This is a genomic window from Paenibacillus sp. 4624, from assembly GCF_050435065.1.
In the GTDB taxonomy this organism is placed as follows: domain Bacteria; phylum Bacillota; class Bacilli; order Paenibacillales; family Paenibacillaceae; genus Paenibacillus; species Paenibacillus amylolyticus_D.
The window spans coordinates 218,617-238,258 of record NZ_JBNDJR010000007.1; the positions used below are offsets into that span (position 1 = coordinate 218,617).

General features: G+C 45.7%; 15 protein-coding genes. 12 read left to right on the plus strand and 3 right to left on the minus strand.

The genetic code is table 11. The features are described 5' to 3' along the window. The first annotated feature begins 69 nt into the window (after nucleotides 1-69). The 9 genes from ABIE27_RS17505 (at nucleotide 70) to ABIE27_RS17545 (ending at nucleotide 13,177) form a co-directional block, all read left to right on the plus strand. Nucleotides 70-1,308 carry an ROK family transcriptional regulator gene (locus ABIE27_RS17505; protein WP_429351082.1) on the plus strand — a complete coding sequence of 413 codons (1,239 nt, stop codon included), beginning with the start codon at nucleotides 70-72 and terminating at the stop codon, nucleotides 1,306-1,308. Nucleotides 1,309-1,400: 92 nt separating this feature from the next. Beyond that, nucleotides 1,401-2,474, plus strand: coding sequence for an ROK family protein (locus tag ABIE27_RS17510; protein ID WP_429351083.1), 1,074 nt, complete (start codon nucleotides 1,401-1,403; stop codon nucleotides 2,472-2,474). 63 nt (nucleotides 2,475-2,537) lie between these two features. Beyond that, nucleotides 2,538-3,761: an MFS transporter gene (locus ABIE27_RS17515; protein ID WP_429351084.1), complete on the plus strand. Its 1,224-nt coding sequence runs from the start codon at nucleotides 2,538-2,540 to the stop codon at nucleotides 3,759-3,761. A 113-nt stretch (nucleotides 3,762-3,874) separates the two neighbouring features. Beyond that, nucleotides 3,875-6,082, plus strand: coding sequence for a helix-turn-helix domain-containing protein (locus ABIE27_RS17520; RefSeq protein ID WP_429351085.1), 2,208 nt, complete (start codon nucleotides 3,875-3,877; stop codon nucleotides 6,080-6,082). Nucleotides 6,083-6,825: 743 nt separating this feature from the next. After that, nucleotides 6,826-8,430 carry an extracellular solute-binding protein gene (locus ABIE27_RS17525; RefSeq protein WP_429351086.1) on the plus strand — a complete coding sequence of 535 codons (1,605 nt, stop codon included), beginning with the start codon at nucleotides 6,826-6,828 and terminating at the stop codon, nucleotides 8,428-8,430. Nucleotides 8,431-8,543: 113 nt separating this feature from the next. After that, a complete protein-coding gene (locus ABIE27_RS17530) occupies nucleotides 8,544-9,446 on the plus strand; it encodes an ABC transporter permease (protein ID WP_123063728.1) in 903 nt (300 codons plus the stop codon). A gap of 60 nt (nucleotides 9,447-9,506) precedes the next feature. Further along, complete coding sequence (locus ABIE27_RS17535; protein WP_429351087.1) at nucleotides 9,507-10,379, plus strand: carbohydrate ABC transporter permease; 873 nt, start codon at nucleotides 9,507-9,509, stop codon at nucleotides 10,377-10,379. 20 nt (nucleotides 10,380-10,399) lie between these two features. Continuing rightward, entirely contained in the window at nucleotides 10,400-12,094 is a 1,695-nt protein-coding gene (locus ABIE27_RS17540; RefSeq protein ID WP_429351088.1) for a hypothetical protein, read from the plus strand. Between the two features lie 117 nt (nucleotides 12,095-12,211). Further along, nucleotides 12,212-13,177 carry a sugar phosphate isomerase/epimerase family protein gene (locus tag ABIE27_RS17545; protein ID WP_123063725.1) on the plus strand — a complete coding sequence of 322 codons (966 nt, stop codon included), beginning with the start codon at nucleotides 12,212-12,214 and terminating at the stop codon, nucleotides 13,175-13,177. Nucleotides 13,178-13,326: 149 nt separating this feature from the next. Here ABIE27_RS17545 and ABIE27_RS17550 read toward each other — a convergent pair whose 3' ends face one another. The 3 genes from ABIE27_RS17550 to ABIE27_RS17560 form a co-directional block, all read right to left on the minus strand. Further along, entirely contained in the window at nucleotides 13,327-13,608 is a 282-nt protein-coding gene (locus tag ABIE27_RS17550) for a hypothetical protein (RefSeq protein ID WP_429351089.1), read from the minus strand. Between the two features lie 286 nt (nucleotides 13,609-13,894). Further along, a complete protein-coding gene (locus tag ABIE27_RS17555; RefSeq protein WP_123063724.1) occupies nucleotides 13,895-14,479 on the minus strand; it encodes an AAA family ATPase in 585 nt (194 codons plus the stop codon). An 84-nt stretch (nucleotides 14,480-14,563) separates the two neighbouring features. Further along, nucleotides 14,564-16,363, minus strand: coding sequence for an ABC transporter substrate-binding protein (locus ABIE27_RS17560; RefSeq protein ID WP_429351090.1), 1,800 nt, complete (start codon nucleotides 16,361-16,363; stop codon nucleotides 14,564-14,566). Nucleotides 16,364-16,497: 134 nt separating this feature from the next. Between ABIE27_RS17560 and ABIE27_RS17565 the strand changes: the two genes are divergently transcribed. From ABIE27_RS17565 to yidC, 3 genes are all read left to right on the plus strand, one after another. Continuing rightward, entirely contained in the window at nucleotides 16,498-18,117 is a 1,620-nt protein-coding gene (locus tag ABIE27_RS17565; RefSeq protein ID WP_429351091.1) for a DUF4153 domain-containing protein, read from the plus strand. A 92-nt stretch (nucleotides 18,118-18,209) separates the two neighbouring features. Beyond that, the gene (locus ABIE27_RS17570) at nucleotides 18,210-18,560 is read left to right on the plus strand and encodes a hypothetical protein (RefSeq protein WP_240036721.1); all 351 of its coding nucleotides are present in this window, start codon (nucleotides 18,210-18,212) and stop codon (nucleotides 18,558-18,560) included. Beyond that, entirely contained in the window at nucleotides 18,497-19,384 is an 888-nt protein-coding gene (gene yidC / locus ABIE27_RS17575) for a membrane protein insertase YidC (protein WP_123063721.1), read from the plus strand. Before ABIE27_RS17570 ends, yidC begins: the two co-directional genes overlap by 64 nt. Nucleotides 19,385-19,642: the final 258 nt, after the last annotated feature.

Here is a 19,642-nt window from a genome sequence, read left to right on the forward strand (position 1 = left end):
CCAAAGTGGATGATATATTGAATTTAATTCGTTAAGAAACCTAACTAACTATGAAGTGGAGGTGATAAAATGGCTGGCACACCGCAATATATCCGCAATCTGAACGAAAACTTGATTATGGATGCCCTTATTACACAAGGCACCATGTCGAGAGCGGATATCAGCCGTCGAACAGGACTTAGCAAACCGACAGTATCATCTGCGGTAGAGCACCTGATTGAGCGTAATCTGGTGAAGGAGACAGGCAGAGCTGATAACGCCCAAGGGCGCAAGGCCACGTTAATTCAATTTAATGAAACGGCTTATTATGTCTGCGGTGTTGATATCGGGGCTACACGAATTCGAATTGCCTTGTCTGACCTGAACGGGCAAATCGTTGCCTATGCTGTCTATCCGCCAATGGAGCGAAATCAGTACGTAAAGTCCAACGCAGCAATCGTAAAGTCCTCTGGAGAGGTTAAAGTCGAGGAAGAGCATGTAACAACAGTCCCCTCTGACGTGCCTGTACTTCGTGTGTTACACAGTTATGTGGATCAGCTGCTTCAGGAGAACCGCCTTCAGTGGAGTGATCTTCGCTGCATCGGGTTTGGGATTCCAGGTGTTGTTTTGCCTGTCTCAGGCAAGATTAGCCGTATTGTTGACCCGCTTGCAGACATGGAGCAGGACTTCTCCCGTGATGCTTTAGCTCGTGCTTTTCCATGTGATATTATGCTGGACAATGATGTGAATCTCGCAGCGCTCGGGGAATACAGGAAGGGGGCTGCAAAGGACTCGCCCCTGTTCATATTTTTCTCCATTGGGGCGGGGACGGGTTCAGGGATCATGGTTCAGGGGCATTTGCTGCATGGGTTGGGGGGGCTAACTGGTGAAGTTGCTGAGATGCGGATGCAGGATGGCCGCCGTTTGGAGGATGTGTTGTCGGCTGATGGGCTGATGCAACTAGCGAAGCGACATTGCTTAAACGACCCTTTGAGTTCAGACATGCAACCTGAGCTTATCTTCGAAGCGACACGAAATGGAGAGGTTTGGGCTATCGAGATTATAAAAGAGTACAGTCAGATGATCGCTTGGGCGCTGCGTCAGATGAGTACGTTGCTCGCTCCTGAATTAATCGTGCTTGGAGGCGGCATTGGTGGAAATGGCGATGTATTGTTGCCTTTGCTAAGGAACGCTGTTGCCGAGCAATTTCCGGTGCAGCCACAGCTGATATGTTCGGATCTAGGAGAACGAGCGGTCGTTACAGGGGCCGTGCAAGTGGCTTTGCAGCATACATTGATGAAGCTTAAACTAGGAACACTTGAAGAGTAGAAGAGTAAAAGAGTAGAAGCCAAGGGGATTGAAAGTTATTGAATCCTTTTACTACAAATAATAAAGAACAGATCTGCCAAGGAGGACGTGTAATGACAGAAACAGTTCAGGGCAACGCGGCAAGTCAGCACACAGAGCACCAAAGTAACAAGAAGCATGCACAGCTTGAAGGGTTCGACACGAAAGGTTCATGGGTTGCCGGTGTTGACATTGGAGGTACCAAAATACTGATGTTGTTATCCCATCAGAACAGTGGTGGAGAAGTTCATGAGCGAAGATTGCCAACGCAATCCGCGGAGCAGCCGGAACTATTTTTCCAGTGGTTATTCGCGGAATTAAAAACGTTCAGTGCAGAAGTTGGATGTGATTGGGATCAACTCGCGGGTGTGGGGCTAGGTTTCCCGGGTGTTATTTTGCAAGATGAAGCTGTGCTTCGGAACGCTCCCGCATTTCAGTGGCCCGAAGAAGATATTCGGCCGATCATCGCCAAGTATTACAGTGGAAAGATCGTTCTGGATAACGATGTGAACATGGCGGCCATGGGAGAAGTGGATCAGGGGGCAGCCAAAGGACATCGTCATAGTGTAATGGTAACTGTGGGTACAGGCATTGGCGCTGCGCTCGTTCTAAATGGAGAATTGCACAGTGGACAGCACGGGGCGGCCGGTGAGATTGGACATTTTATCACCGGTGATGAGGGACTAAATTCCGAATATGTAGCAGATGGTGATGCCTTCGGTGTGTTTGAACAAGTGACGTCTGGTACAGGCATTACAGAGCGGGCGAGACATTATTTTAAATCGGGTAAGGGAAGTGAACTATCTCTGATCTGGAGTTTGGCCGGAGGTGAAGTGGAACAGATTGAAGCAAGACATGTGTTCAGAGCGGCTGAATCAGGCGATGTAGCTGCACTTGAAATTCTGGAACTGCCTATGCGTTATATGGCAAGAGGACTCGCGAATATTACGGCGCTGCTGAACCCTTCGATTATCGTACTCGGCGGCGGAGTAGCTGCATCCAATCCAACCTATTATCTGAATGAAGTTCAGGCCAGACTCAAACGTTATGTTGTGCTCCCGGTTCAAGTGGTCATTGCTGAGCTTGGCAATAAAGCAGGGGCAATCGGGGCGCTCGCTTCCATTAGACGTCACCTTGAACGTATATAGAGGCTAGAGTAATAGGAGTAAACCATACACAGAGACTACAGAAATAAAAGGATGGAGATCCGGATGAGTGATAGACATATGACGGCTAATACAAAAAAAACAAAAGCCGAATTCAATGAAGCAAAAGCTGTATTAATTAAATTGCAGGGTTTATATCTGTTTATGGGACTTGCCGGAGGCATATTTAACCCTTACATCAATCCGATTTTGGTTGCTCAGGGTTTTTCGAGTAAGGATACTGGATTCATCATGGCATTCGGAACATTAATATCCATCATTCTCCAGCCTGTCTGGGGGATTCTGGTGGATAAATTCAAAAAGACACGCCTTGTATTGGTGGTCAGCCTGCTTGTTCCGGCGGCGTTAGCGTATTTTTATAATATTCAGGTATACATTATTTTAATTTTGATCTATACTTTATGCACTATATTTCAAGTGACACAGATACCTGTAGCTGACTCCTATGCGGTAACGGCAGCAAGAGCGGCGAATACCTCTTACGGTATGATTCGGCTGTTCGGAAGCCTGGGGACAGGGCTTGGCGGATTCGCTGCAGGGATGTATCTCTCCCAGTTTTCCATTCATATGTTATGGTTGCCCTTTCTGCTTTTTAACATCTTGAGCGCGATACTGGCGGGCACACTCCCCAAGCAGACGAGCATTTCCTCGTCCTCGGTAACTTTCTCCGTAGGTTTGGCAAGATTACTTCGAAATCGCACGTTCCTTCTCTTTCTCACGGGTTGTTTTCTGGTGAATCAGACACTCACAGCATTTAACTCCTTTTTTGTTATTTCATTTCAGATGGCTGGTGGCTCGGTTGCCTTGACGGGTACAGCTCTTTTGATCGCTTCCATCACTAATGTACCCTCCATGCTGGTAGCCGCTTATGTGTTACGCAGGTGGGGGCATGAACGAACCATGTTGCTGGCGGCGGGAGCTTACATGTTGCGTTGGGGAATTCAATGGTTGTGGCCGAGTCCCGAAGTGATGATTGGTGTTCAGGTGTTGCACGGATTGTCGTTCGGATTTTTCTATATCGCGGCAGTGGAATATGTAGCGTCTGTTACTGGACGTGAAATGCAGGCGACAGGTCAAAGCTTATTTAACATGGTGTTTGCAGGACTCGGAGGCATTGTGGGGAATATGCTTAACGGCTACTTACTGGATACAGGCGGTCCGTCAATGATGTATCTGGCTTGTACGATCAGTGCGGCAATGGGGGCAATCATTCTGTACATCGTCAGCCGACAAGCCAAGGAACAGAGAAGAGCCTACCCGTTAGCGTAGAAACAAGTGTAGAAATAGACTATAAATAAACTACAGATAGATTAGAAACTAAAGTGAAACGGAAGGAACTGAGGCCTGTGAAGGTAAATCTAAAGCGGACTTGGCACACCAGGTTGATTTATTCATATTTTCCCCTATTTCTGCTTACGATTTCCATTCTGATCTTTCTCTCCTTCCTGATTGTTAACGAACTGTCACGAAAAGAAACCAGAAAAGCAGATATGATCTCCACCCATTACATTGTCAGCACATTGGAACGTTCGTTAGGCGATATCGAGATGAGACTGCTGGATGAAATTGTAACGAACAAAATGTACAGTCGTTTTTTGGAAGCCGAAAAAGGACAATTGTCCAGTCAGTTTATTTATGATGCAGCTAGTGATCTGAACCGTATGGTGGATCAACAGGGGATGGTGCAATCGATTTATCTCTACCGAATGTCGGATTCAAGCATTATTACACCTAGAGGAATGGTAAGTCTTGAGGATTTTGAGGATAAATCGTATATCGAACAGGCGTTGAAAAATAAACTGAATCTGGGCTGGAATCAACCCAGATCTTACAAAGAACGTTCATTTGATGTCCCTTCACAGGTCATCAGTATGAATAAATGGCTGCCACTGCCTTGGGGCGGTGAAGGTCTGCTTGTTATTACAGTACGGTTGTATGCCTTGGAGAGGCAAATTGACAACATGACGGATGCGAATCTCTCTTTTCTACAGGTGAAGGATACGAATGGGGATCTCGTATATTCGGCTCATCAGATTCACTCTTCAGAGGGGAATGTCCTTAATCAGGTTAAGGCTGAAAAGCTAGGGCTTACCTTTGAGAGCGGCATTCAAACAGGTCAGTTGTATTCATGGGTATCGCTGGTGTCCTATGTGTGGATTGGGATTGGTGTTCTCACCATTGCTGGTGCAGTCGCAGGTCTGATCTATATTACACGTAGAAACGTAAAACCCTTGCAGCTGATGATGAATCGCATTCAGGCGCTGCAGCCCCGTGTGCATGAAGAGAATGCCGCACCTTCTGTCAAAAACGAGCTTGCACTGATCGACCGGGCGCTGGAACATCTCATTGCTCAAACGGTAGATTACGAAAAACAGCATCATGAGAATCTACTGATTCATCGCAGGCAGTTGCTTGTGGATTTGATGGAGGGTGAACGTATAGATTCTTTTCGTCAGCGTCTTCGTCACTTGCAGCCGCTTGAGGAAAGGTTTCTTGAACCGCAGTGCGCCGCTGTATTGGTAGCGGAGATGAATGGGACAGATCTGCCCGCTCATTCCAATACGTTGAAAATGGCACTGATGAATGTGTTCAAGGAACTGGTGCAGAAAGAGAGCAAGTTTGGTGCGTGGGCAGAATGGTTTGGCAATCGTCGTCTGATCGTTGTGGTAGCCTCCAATGAAAAAGAAGGACTGAGCCGTGAACTGTTGATGGATTTGGCTAAACAGCTGCATATGTGGATTGCTGAGCATTTCCGGATTCGATTTACATTCGGAATTGGGCAGACGGTAAATGGCTGGGAAGAAATCACTCGATCCTATAGCAGTGCAGACACAGCTCTGCAACACCGGCTTACCCTTGGTCAGAATGCCATTGTGCTCAGTGAACAGCTGCCAGGCCACATGGAACTGCATTCGTACAAATATTTGCAAATGCTCGCAGACATCGTTCGGGAGTTCAGGCTTACGGGGGATGGCTGGCGAGCGCAGCTCGACCAGATGTTTATTGCGTTTAACGAAGACCAAATGAACGATAAGGATATTCGTATGCTCTTGCAATCGCTGATTCAGATGTTAGCGCGTGAGTTTGGGGAGTTATCCGAACGTTTGCAGAACCAATTTGATGAGCCCGTTTTGTTGCGGCTTCGCTCGCAAATCCAGGAAGTCGACACACTCGAAGACATTCGGGGGATTTTGATGGAGTGGCTCAAAGAAGTCTATCGCAATTATGTTGCCGTTAACGAAACGAAAAGTCACCGTGCGATGATTAATGAGCTGCGCGTATATATTGAGGAGCATTTCGATGATCCGGATCTGTCGCTGAAACACCTGAGTGACCGTTTTCAAATCTCGGGTAAATATGCGAGTTATTTATTCAAAGAAGAATTCGATATGAAGTTCGTTGATTTTCTTGTGAAATTGAGAGTAGAAAAAGCATGCCGAATGCTGACTTCAACGGATACGGCTATTCAGGATATCGCCCAGCAGGTGGGTTACGCGAATGCGATCTCGTTTGGCAGAGTATTCAAACGTGTGATTGGCGTGACTCCGGGGGATTATCGCAAGCAGTATGGCAAGCAAGAAGAACTATAAACCTAAATAGGATGTTAGGTGGAGTGGAATAAATCTGTCGATTATGATATCGATGATGTCTTGCTCTCAATAAAATAAGATATTATTGAAAACTCCTCTATATGAGCAGATTTTGCTGCTGCGTAGTGGAGTTTTTTATGAGGATAAATAGGATAATAACTTAGAAACACAGTTAGAAGATAAACAACATGTTCTAAACTATACATAGGGATTCATGATGATCAGAAGTTGAATGTATTAATTCTGGAACATCTTGATAAGAGTAAAGGGTATGTGCTGAATGAATTCGGAGGAAGTGCAGTAGATCCACTTTTTGGAGAAGTACGTTTTAATCTTGCTCCAAGAAACTAGGCGAATAATATCATCATAGAGTGTTTAGAAATGACCGCGGATCAGGCGGTCTTTTTTATTTACACACAAAACGGGAAAATAGATTAGTGTTTGTCGTTGATTGTCGAATTAGGGAGAATTACCATCTGAAAAAGAGTGAGAATAACTCAAAAATGTGTTAGCTTATATAACATAATTGTTGTGAAAATAGTTTATTGTCAGGAATTTTGTTTAGAAGATAGGTTATTTGACGTATAAAATAGCTTTAACCTGTTTTGAAAATAGTTTATTGTCGATTTTCAGAAAATCATGTAATAATTAATGACATTCACAGGTGCAGCGAGTTGGACAACCATAACGGAGTGGCGTTCATGTGAATCATTACAGAATGAGTGCGAAAGGGGAAAGGTCAAATGAAATTATTTCAAAGACGCAAGGCAGGAAAGGCAAGTTCGATTCTCGCAGCGGTAACAGCATTCACTCTATTATTATCCGCGTGTTCTTCAGGTAGTGAATCATCAACTTCATCATCCGGGGAAGCGGGTGCGGGGAACAGAACCACGTTGAAAGTAGAAATTTTTGACCGGGGAAATACACCGGCAGGTTACACCATCTCCGATAGTTATCTGACACGCTTCATTCAAAAGGAATTTGGTGACCCGAACAATATTGATGTTCAATTTGTTCCCGTTCCCCGCTCAGAAGAAGTGCAGAAGCTTAACGTGCTCATGGCAAGTGGTTCTGAAGTGCCCGATATTGTATTCACTTATGATTCCGGTACATTTAATCGTTATGCCTCACAAGGAGGTTTGACAGAGTTAACCGATCTGCTGAACAAAGAAGGAACCAATCTGAAAACATTTTTGGGTGATGACACGCTGGCATACGGCCAGTATGATGGGCAACAATTCGCAGTTCCCGGTAAACGTCTGGTGTTAGGGAAGTACGCTTCTTATGTTCGGCAGGACTGGCTGGATGCACTTGGACTGCCTGCACCTCAAACGGCTGAAGAATTGCACACCGCCCTGAAAGCATTCAAGGAGAAAGATCCGGGCAAAGTGGGCTCAGGACTTATTCCTATGGGGATGTCGATCGCTTCGGCCCAATATGAGCCATTGATCTGGTCTTTCATCCAGCCTCTTACGGAAGAACAGAGATATACACTGACTCAGCAGCTAGGCTCTAATGATTATCCAACGTTGCTGCCTGGCTTCAAAGATGCACTGAAATATATGAACACTTTGTATAACGAGGGATTAATGAGTGCAGACTTCGGGCTGGATAAAGACAAGAAAAAACTGTGGGAAGATGTATCCAACGGCAAAGTAGGTTTCTACAGTGAAGATGCAGGAGAGATTTACATCTCAGGTACGTATAAAAACCTGCAAACGAATAAACCTGATGCGGTGATGACACCGATTGATGCGTTCAAAAATTCGGAAGGTAAATTTGCAAAGCCGGCATATGCACCAAATGCCATGTATGTCATGATTCCAAAAACAAGTCAAAACGCAGAAGCAGCCATGAAATATCTGGATTGGATGGCTTCTGGCAACAACCTGTTTGACCTGCAATACGGCGTGAAAGACGAAAACTATCAGCTGGTGGACGGTGTACCACAGATCAAAGAAGATGCTTCGCCTGAAATTGCTGGTCGGATCTACAACTCCGGTGACATTGCCATCATCGTAAACGGCAAATATGTGGGAGATGAAAAGAAAAACGAAGAGGCTTATGTCGTTCAGGTGGATTCCAAATATCGGGATGATATGCGCAAATCGGTAGCCATCTCCAATACGGACACGATTCAACCCGTACGTTTCTCCAAACCCATTGAAGCGGAATCTCGTTATGGTAACGGCTTAAAAGATAAATTCTCGGAGTTTATTGTAAAAACAACGATCTCCAAACCGGCTGATTTTGAAGCCGTATATAACAGCATGATGAGTGATTATATGGCAAGTGGAGGCCAGGCCATTCTTGATGAGCGCACGGAGGCTTACAAAGCGATGAAGTAATCATCGTAAGGCGCAGGTTGGACAGGTCTGACCGCATTTGAACAGGACATTTCATGAGGGCGATGTAAAGATCGCCTTCCATGAGACATCCTTCACGACTTGGGGGGAGCATTATGAAGACAGGTACGTATTTCCGTAGAAACTGGCAAATGTATGCATTACTTGTACTGCCAATGGTATACTTCATCATTTTCAAATACGGTCCAATGTATGGGGTACAGATCGCGTTCAAGGATTTTAACTTCTTCCAAGGGATTGGCGGCAGTGAGTGGATTGGATTCGATGCATTTAAGGAAGTGTTTCAAAATCAGGGATTCTACACCGCCTTGCGTAATACAATCGTTCTGAATTTACTCGACTTGCTTGTCTCCTTTCCGGCACCGTTAATTCTCGCTATCCTGCTCTTTGAATTACGGGTCGCCTGGTTTAAAAAGATGGCACAGACGCTGCTTTACATTCCACACTTTATTTCCTGGGTCATCATAGGTGGTATCGTATTGCAGGTGTTTGGCACTCAATCTGGCTTCATTAACAATATGTTAATGAGCATGGGGCTTGATCCGCTTCCGTTTCTATCGGATAAAAACTATTGGATCTTTACGTATCTCGCCGTAGGGGTGTGGCAGAGTGCAGGCTGGGGAACGATTTTGTATCTGGCTTCCCTTACAGGCATTAACCGTGAGCTCTATGAAGCAGCCGAGGTAGACGGAGCCAGCCGTTTGCGCAGAATTTGGCATATCTCCCTGCCAGGAATCAAAACGACGATTGTTACCTTACTAATCATTAACGTTGGCAATATGATTTCCATCAGCTTTGACCGGCCGTTCATCATCGGAAATGTAGCAGTTCGCGAATACTCGGATGTACTCAGTACGTTTGTATACCGTCTGGGTCTGCAATCCGGTCAGGTGACACTGGCGACCGCAGTGGGACTGTTCCAAGCTGTCGTTGGACTGATTTTCATCCTCGGTGCTAACTACGCATCTAAAAAATTGACAGATGAGAGCATTATGTAACGGAACGAATGCATCTGCGGCAACACGGTGTCCATCTATGATCTGTAAGGAGTGAGTGAGATGTCGGAAAACACGGCAAATCGAATATTCAACACAGTAAATGTAACTCTGATTGTCATTGCGATGGTATTATGCCTTGCACCATTCATCCATATCATTGCGATCTCGCTTAGCTCGAATCGGGCCATTGGTTCGGGAGAGGTTTCCTTTTTCCCAAAAGAGTTGTCCTGGGAGGCCTATGGTAAGGTGTTTGGTGATGGTTCCATGATTCGTTCCCTGATCTACACGATCTGGCTGACGGTTCTGAGTACGGTGCTAAGTATGCTTATGACGATTATGGCAGCATATCCCCTTGCCAAAAGCAGTCTGAGAGGACGAAAGTGGTTCATGCTGGTCATTGTTGTGACGATGTTTTTTAGCGGGGGCATTATCCCGGAGTATATTTTGATCAAAAATTTGCATCTGCTTGACAGCACATGGGGATTAATTCTTCCCGGCCTGATCAGCCCGTTTTATATGATTATTCTGATCACCTTTTTCCGCGGCATCCCGGAGAGTCTGGAGGAGGCTGCAGATATTGATGGCAGTACGCAGATTGGAACGTTGATTCGCATTATTTTGCCGTTGTCTCTTCCGGTAATGGCGACACTCAGCCTGTTTTACGCTGTAGGACGCTGGAATGGATTCCAAGATGCATTAATGTATATTACCAAACCGGAATTGTATCCGTTACAATTAAAGTTATATCAGATGATTCAGCAAAACCAAATCACCGAGCTGATGCAAAACGAAGGTATTGGCGCGGTTCATGTGTTACCGGAAAGCTTGAAAGCAGCCAGCGTAATATTTTCGACGTTGCCAATCCTGCTTGTCTATCCGTGGCTGCAGCGATTTTTCATTAGCGGTGTAATGGTAGGTGCTGTAAAAGGTTAACGTCTCAGGAGGTCATAGGCATGACACAACCGATGGTTAAGAAGATGTCCAAGGAGCAGCAGCATCTAGTACACCAGTCCATGGTCATGATGGATCGTTTTTATGACGATGAATTCGCATTGCTTCGCAGCTTTGAAGACGATGCATCCGAGCACGGTACACGAGGCAGTGCACATTATGCGCTGGGCTTGCTGATTCGTCAGGAGCCCGGCGATGTGGAGCGGGCTGTTCGTGTACTACACAAAGTGCTGGATTATCAATATGATGCGCCGGAAGAAATCTATCACGGCACCTTTGCGACCCAGACAAATGAAGGGCACCCACCTGAGGGTCATTATGCATGGAAATCATTTGCGCCAGGCACAGCCTATTTCCTGGAACGCACCTTTGAGAAGGTGTCTGCGCAGTTTATTCATAATCTGCAGCAAGAGAATGATTTGCTTAAGGAAGGCGCAGACGCCAAGCAAATAAAAGAGCTGTTTTATGCGTCCGTGAACGCTGTTTTGCCCCCGGTCTGGATCAGTTATGATCCGAATTGGCGGGAATTTATCGCATGTGTGTGTGCTATAGCGACAGCCGAGTTTGCAGAAATGCTGCCGGGTAAGCTTATTCAGCGGATGGATGAAGCGATGGAACGAGCTGTTCAGGGCTCCGTGGAGCGCAGACGGTCAGATGTGATTCCGATGAACACCAACATTGAACTGATGCATATTTTCATTACCCATTATTATGGACATCGGTTCCAGCAGGCGGATTGGATTAAGCATGCGGATGAACAAGCCGAAGGTCTGTTACAGGAGTTTGAGCAGTACGGCGGCACGTTTGCGGAATTCAATACGACGACCTATTACGGGGTGGATCTCGCCGTACTTGGGATGTTCCGAAAGTATGCTATAACTGAGCGTATGACTGAAATTACTCACCAGATTGAGCATGGATTATGGAACAATATTGCGCTGTATTACAATGCCAATCTGGAGAATCTATCCGGGCCATTTGCTAGGGCATATGATATGGAAATGCGGGAACATAGCTCCATCGGCGTGTTTCTCTATCTTTTACTGGGAGAAGGTTACGAGTATTTAACAGGCATGAACTGTGAATCGGGGCATGATCCGATGATAGCGTTATTGGGTGTTGATGTCCCTGAAGAGGCTGTACCGTATTTCAAAGCCCATCAAGGAGATCGACTCGTGCAAAAACAGTTCATGGAGCTGTGTGAACGCAACGATCCCAAAGCAAACCGGAATTTGTGTACGGCATCGGCCTGGATTGGTGAGAAACGAATGATAGGAGCCATGTCCGGCAGTCGCAACACCAACGGTCAGATGCATCCTGCGACCATTCATTGGCAAACCGAGACAGGAGACCGGTATTACCTTCGTCTGATTCGGCGTGAAGCAGGCAGTGACTGGAACAGCCATTTGCGCGGCATTATTTTTGAAGCGGAAGTCACAGCGGAGTCATTGAATATCGAGGTGCAGCTGGATACGGCGGAGGAGATTGAGGTTTATTTTGAAATTAAAGGACCTCACCTGCATCCACAGCATTTACAACCAACACGTTGGACGCTTCCGGGGCTAACCTGTTCTGTAAAAGCCGAAGCCCCAGCGCCGACAGTGTTAATGTATACCGACTATGCTGAAGTAATTTACCGCTATGTTCCGGGCGTGACGGCAAACCGGATGAGGTTTGAACTCGGGATCAATGAATAGATAAAGGATGCAAGACGGTATCACAGGGTTAGGTAGAAGACTATGAGTGGACTTTTTTAGAAGGCTATTAGAAGGGCTATGATAGGGTTAAAGTACGGAAGGAGGCGGGCAGAGTAAATGTACACAGACAAAAAAGAGTACTCATTCTCGACATGCTGGAATATCAAGCGGCATACGAATGGCGAAGGCATGATCGAAGAGATTCTGTCGCTTGGATTCAGACAGGTAGAGTTAAACTATAATGTGACGGATGAGTTATTGCGGACGATTGAACCGATGATTGAACGCGGGCAAGTGGGTGTATCCAGTGTGCATAACACGTTTCCGCATGTACCTGATCCCGATTATGGTACTGATTCGGTGTTGCTCGGATTCGACGATGAGCCGCGGCGTAAAAGGGCGATTCAACTTTTGCTTCGTTCTGCTGAATATGCCCATCGCTACGGTGCGAAGGCAGTTGTTGTGCACCCGGGGGAAGTGCCGTTTGAGTATAACATCGATGAAGCTCTGAAAAAAATCTATAACGAGCAAGGCAAGGATTCACCAGCTTATCAAGCGTTGTGGCAGGAGATGTTGGAGAAGCGGCAGGCTGGAAGTGAACATTACTTGAAACGTATACAGGAAAGTTTGGAAGAGGTATGCAATCTTTCGGAGCAACGTGGATACGGTGTGAATTTTGGAATTGAAACCCGTTCACGCTGTTATCAGATGCCTACGCTACAGGAAGCGGGATCGCTCATTGGTGAGATGAAGGGGGCACCGCTTGGTTTATGGTATGATATCGGCCACGGCATGATGATGGATCGCATGGGATTGTATGACAACGTGCGTGAAGCGAATGCGCTGATCGATCATGTTGTGGGGGTTCACATCCATGAAACGGTAGGGTTGTCCGATCACTGGTGTCCTTATATTCATAGTCAAGACATGATCTATTTCGATTCATTTCTGGATATCATCGATCGCTCTCCAGTGAAAGTATATGAGCTGAAAGCGGTCTGTACACCGGAAGAGATCGATAAAAGTCATGGATTGATTACGTCTCGCATTGCTGAACGTCACGCGGCGCGTCAGCGCGGATAAGGAGCAACCGCATCAAACATGAATGCACCTCAATAGGAAGATCTTATTGGAAAGTAAACCAACATATAGAGCGGTTCAGAACATACCTTAGGTTGCATTGAGAGGGGTTCTGCCGCTCTTTTGTTGTTCTCGTAAAATGTTCCCGTGCTTTAATGTTTCTTAGGGAGTGCTACGTCACCGAGAATCCCTGCCTGATAGCCTTTGACTACAGCACCTTTCAGAGCAGACTTCACTTCAGGTTGGGTGAAGAATTGATTGATGAACGATTCAGTTTCCTGAGGTAGAGGGAGACTGCTCTCCGTCGATACACTGGATATTGTGGTGAAACTCAGAGATGCAACCAGAAGGATGTTGGCTACGGTACGTTTCCATTTAGGATTAGATTTGTAGCTCTGTAGTTGAGTTGGATAAGTGACTACGTCAGATTTCATGAAATTCTCCTTTGTTTAAAGTTATGTATAATCTCTTACATTTGAGTCACATCTACAATCTATCAGTTCGACTACATTGGCGATTCCGTAGTGCACACTTATTTTTGCGTGATCCCGCAAACGTAGAGGATGCCAAAGTGCGTTTCGAATGATCTTAAATATATGAAAAGAGGTATTTGTCATGATGGACCCAACAGGTGTCTCGACAAATACCTCTTTTTGTTCCACCTCTTATTTTCTAAGGGTAGCTTTACAGTGCGAAGGGATCGGTAGTTAGATATGTAAGCTACTCATACATCCGTCGTTCAAGTTCCGCATAGGCGATGGCTGAGTCATTACTGGAATTGTTGATATAGGCGACGGATGAAGCAGGGAGTGGCCAGGCCACTTCCTTTCGGACGAGAGAAGCTGTGAACGAATCCCAGTTGGCTAACTTCCATTCATCTAATGGAGATTGTCTCGCTGTGATTCGCTTGTGATACAATGCTTCATTTTCCAGATATATATAGGCCACACGCACATCCGTATCATCCAGGGTACGTCCGATCTGTGCAAGTTCCTGAGCAATCCAATCGATGGTTCCAATTTCTTTGGTAAAGGGTCCTACAACGATGGTATCAATACCCAACTGAACGTTATCCAGAGCAGCGTCCATCGTAATGCGGTATCCAAGATCACGGCACAACTTTTTGTATTCAGGCGAATCTCGATCGGATGGATCAAGTCCCTGAAGGGTCATGATCGCCTCAGCCGCGGGACGAAGCAGAATGTCCATATCGAAGAAAGCAGCTTTATGTTTACGGGAAAGGGCTTTGGCAAGGGTGGTCTTGCCACTTCCGGCCCCGCCGAGAAAGAAAATTAGTTTGCTCATGAATGTAATGCCTCCTCAGTATGTTAGAAGATCGTATGGAATGTAAGTTATTTTGTTTATTTTAGCATAGTTCACATTGTAGTCTCACTTGATTACCTGCGAAGGAAACCAGATATGACGCAGGTTCACCCAGCCCTGGCTGTTGAAAGATAGACCACGCACAGAAGGCAGATAAGCGGTTTCTACCGGTTTCTCGGATAAATGGAACAGTAAGTTCTGACTTACCAAGAATTTCTCAATTTGATCTAATTCAGAAGTTCGATCTGCTGCGGTTGGAGAGGCGACGATGGTTTGCAAAATCTTATGAATCGTTATACGAGCAGAATCTTCCAGATGCTCAGATAACGTGGAGTAGAGATCATACCTGCGCAGTTCTTCGTCCCTGTCCCGAATGAGCGAGAAGAGAATCAGATCCGATTCCAGCCGCAGATTCCCTTTGAACTGCTCCATCGTAGCGGTACGGACGGTACAGGTGAAACCGCTGCGCTCCAATATGGATGCCAAATGTTGAGCATCCCTGCGATATTGTGGAATGGTTGCAATGTGCAGGGAAATGGGACTAGGCCAAGTGAGTCGTTTAATAATATCTCTAAATCCCTCTTGCTCAACCATCCCGATATTCACGGCAACAGAGTCAGTAGCGACAACCTCAGAGTCATACGCATGTCCGTCATCACTATTCATTCCAGCAAGGCATAACTGAAGGTAGGCTCTTACTTCCGGATCGTTTAACGGTCCGGATTTTTGCGTATTACACGTGAGTAATTTTTGAACCATTACACCTGCACTTATTTGTGTCCAGTCTGCACCCTCAGACGAAGACGGATTATGAACAAGATGAAAGAACGGAGTTTCGATATCTTGGCTATCGTCTATTTTTGCCGAGGCACTCCACGGAATTTGCAGGATATCTACACGGTCCATATGTGCTCTACCCTGAAAATACGATGAAAAGGCTTCAAGTCTGCACAAGTGATCATCCCAGGCAGTGACCTTGAACGGCCCCGTCCCGACAGGTTTTTGCATCCCGTGCGCATCACCCGAATGCTTTATCTTCTGTTCGTTTTTTCCGGGTGAGGGTACAATCGCCGCACGACTTGTTGTCAGAAAAGACAAAAACAATTCGTGAGGGTCTTTCAACTGGAAAATCACGGTTAAGGAATCAACCGCTTCAATAGAAAGAATCTGTTTATTTACATCACTGTACAGTGTCCGGCGATCTGTAGATTGCAGTCGTTCAAACGTATGTACAATATCATGGGCCGTCAGCATCTGACCATCGTGAAAAGTAATACCTTTTCGCAGATAAAAAATCCAGGTCTTTCGGTCTGCACTGACATCCCAGGTATGAGCCAGACAGGGAAGGATCTCTCCTTGTTCACCCCGCTGAACCAACCCGTCATAGACATGACTGGTAACAAAGGACTCAGCCAACAGATTAATGTACAGCGGATCAAGCGCATGAAGTTGTTGGCGCAGGGGCAATCGAAGTGTATCAATCTGCTCATTATTGGTGCCGGATTCTGTATGATGTCCCGAATACCCAAGCAACCACTGGTTTAGATGATCCTGCATGATTGTTGAACTGGAAAATGCGCTCACCTGCTCGGCAGCTTCCTGCAACTCCCGGCGATTCATGGCCTGCATCATATATTCTGCGGCGATTTGATCAGCCGGAACAAGCAAAGTCAGTGAAGAACGCCGACCACGGCCACGCTGGGAAACCCAATGAATCCAGTCCTGTGCAACCATCTTTTTGACAATTGTTAACGTATTGCGGTGCGTACAATTTAGCAATTCAGCGAGATCGGCGAGTGTAAGTTCATGTTCTGTATGGTGACCGTAATGACGATGCAACAGCAGATATTGCTGATGTAATTTCAAGTGTTGATTCCCTCCTGGAGGTGAACTCTGACGTATTCCTCTAAAATAAGAAGTTCTGTCGATTTTAATTTCTATTTATATTCCTATTTTATCATCTAGAATATAGCATAGAAAGGTTAATGGAGGTTTTTCCCATGATTAATAAAATAATGTCTTCACCGCAACGCGCACTAATCACGCTACTGTCCGCATGGATGTTGGCTATCATTCACCAGTATTTATTCTATGGTAATGAGCTTGGCGTATCGTATCCTATCTTTGTAATTCTCTTTTATGTGTTCATGTATCTGTTTGCACGTGACCGCATGAGGTCTTTCAAGTTCATTGATGCATTTGTGGCGGGTTTAGTGCTGTTGTTGTCGCTAACGTTCCTGTTCTACGACAATGAACTGCTGCGTGTTCTTAATTTCCTGGTTGTACCCGGCGTAGTTATCTTACATATGACGTATCTGATGGGCAGAAAACGGAAGCAGTGGTGGGAAATAGGGTTGATCGGTACGGCGATTGACCATGTGCTGCCTCAAGCGATACGTCATTGGGGGACGGTTGCGGCCATTGCTGTGAGAGCAGGCGGGCGCGGCATGGGCAAATCACAGAAAACGGTTGTTTTCAAAGTGTTCATTGGCCTTGTGGCATCCTTGCCTATCCTCATTGTAGTTATCGCATTACTGTCCTCCGCTGACGGCGTCTTTGATCAATATTTAGCCGGTTTTCCGGAGTGGTTGAATCAGCTGGCTTTTACTCCAGGGATACCAAGAATCATCTGGATTGTCATTGTGGGTATAGTGCTGTTCGGTTATGTATGGGGATTTGTGCAGCCAATGCAATATGAGGCAGAGAAGAGAGAGAACGCGCATTGGAAAAATGGAGCTGCATCCACGTCTATTACGCGTAATCATATGCAGGAAGTCTCTGCTGTGAACCCGGCTACTGAAGGTCAGTTTACGAATAAGATTACACCCGAGCCCGAACGCCCTCCGGTTCATCAGGAAGCATTTAGATTGGACCCCATCATTGTGGGTACGATGCTGATCGTTATCAACTTTGTGTACGTGTTGTTTGTACTTGTACAGTTTTCGTATCTTTTTGGTGCTGGAGAGGGACATCTTCCGGTAGAACTGTCTTACGCAGAGTATGCGAGAAGTGGATTTGTGGAGTTGATTCTCGTCACAGGTATTAACTTCTTTATTCTTATTGTTGCTTTGCAGTATACCCGTCCGAGTGGCAAAGCGGGTTCCATCGTGCATCAGGTACTTCTCCTGATTCTGGTCAGTTGTTCAGCAATTATGTTGTATTCCGCGTTTATGCGCCTAAATCTTTATGAGCAGGCATATGGATATACGTACATCCGCTTCCTGGTACACGCATTCATGATCTTCCTTGCACTCCTGTTGCTGATTGCTGGCCTTCGTATACGCTATACGTCAATACCGCTGATCCGCTGGTATATTGTGCTTGCGCTCACTGCATATGTTGCTGTGAACTATGTGGGCATGGATAAACGGATTGCCGAGCTGAATATTGAACGTTATCATCAGACTGGCAATATTGATGCAACCTATCTGGCGAGTCTGTCAGCAGATGCAGTTCCGTTACTTCGTGAGTTTGCTCTTGAGGAGTATCCTGATCTCAAGAGGGAAATGCTGGAACATCAAGCATATCTGGATATGGATACATCAGATCGTTCCTGGCCTTCTTATAACGTGGCAAGACACCGAGCTGAGCTAGAAATGTCCAAATTGAGAACGGAATAGCTGAATAGTAGTTGTTTTCACGTACGGATTTATGCAAAAACAATATGTAAGTGTTATAATATAAAAATGAACCTATAAAGGGGGTGAATCCCTTGTTTGAACTGCAGGAGTTATTACCATATTTATTCTCGATTGGACTCATCTTCACCGTCAGTTATGCCTATATTGCCCATCTTCATTGTGGCATGACGGAGTACTGGGTGGAAGGTGGCGCCGGTGGTGGACTTGAACCTGTACTTCCCGCCCTGTGTTTGGACAGACAGCACAGACAGGAAGACTGGAGCCGCATGATTAGACGAAGAGAAGCGCCCGATGAAGATGAACCAGATTGTCATTCCTCGTTGAACGATTGGTCAACAAATCAACGAGGAGGATATATATGGAACATAAGACTAACAAGGGGTTCACTTTTAGATCAGGCAAGGGACGGATCTATGGCCTGATTGCTATTTTGTTTGCAGTCATGCTGCTTGCCGGATGCAGCAATAACGTGTCGGAGATTACTTCATCGACACCGGGATTTTTTAATCACTATATTGTATTTCCGCTGTCGTACTTAATACAGCACATTGCCACCATATTTAGCGGAAGTTACGGGGTCGCGATTATTGTAATCACGCTGGTCATTCGATTAGCACTGTTGCCATTGATGATGCGTCAAGCCAAGTCCCAGCAGGGAACTCGAGTTATCATGAACGCCATGAAACCTGAAATGGATGCTCTCAAGAAAAAATATGAAGGCAAAAACGACCCTGCTGATAAGCAAAAGCTGTCTCAAGAAACGATGGAGTTATACAAGAAACATAAGTTCAATCCGCTAAATATTGGTTGCTTGCCGATGCTCATTCAGTTGCCTATCCTTTCAGGTATTTACACAGCCATCCGACTTACACCAGAACTTTCTTCCCATTCGTTCCTGTGGTTCAAACTGGGAGCGCCGGACTATGTTCTCGCTGTGGTGGTCGCGGTTATTTATCTGATTCAAGCCAAGGTATCACAAGCCAATATGGCACCTGAGCAGCGAAAACAGTTTGCCATTATGGGATATCTCTCCCCATTGATGATGGCATTCTTTTCTCTTTCGGCCCCGGCAGCCATGCCGCTCTACTGGACGGTTGGGGGTTCGTTCCTGGTACTACAGACGTTATTGTTCCGTAAAATGTACCCGGTGGAACACCCGCACGAGCCTGTGGTTGTGGAAGTAAGTCAGAAAAAGAATAAAAAATCGAGTTCATCCAAATCTTCTCGGAAACCTGCAAAGTCGTAATATATTCGGTCGCAGGTGACTAGGAACACATGGTGACTACGGAAACTTGTTGAAAACAAAAAAACTAATGAAGAAGCCTGATCCATATGGATCAGGCTTCTTTTTGTACTATCAAGTTTTCTTTTTTTAGTCTTTTTACGAAAGCTGATGAACAGCATAACGTCCGCTTCCTGTTCCCCAATATCACTTAATGATGATATACTTACCTGATGAAATATGATATTGATAATCAATATCAACTAATGGGTGATATATACA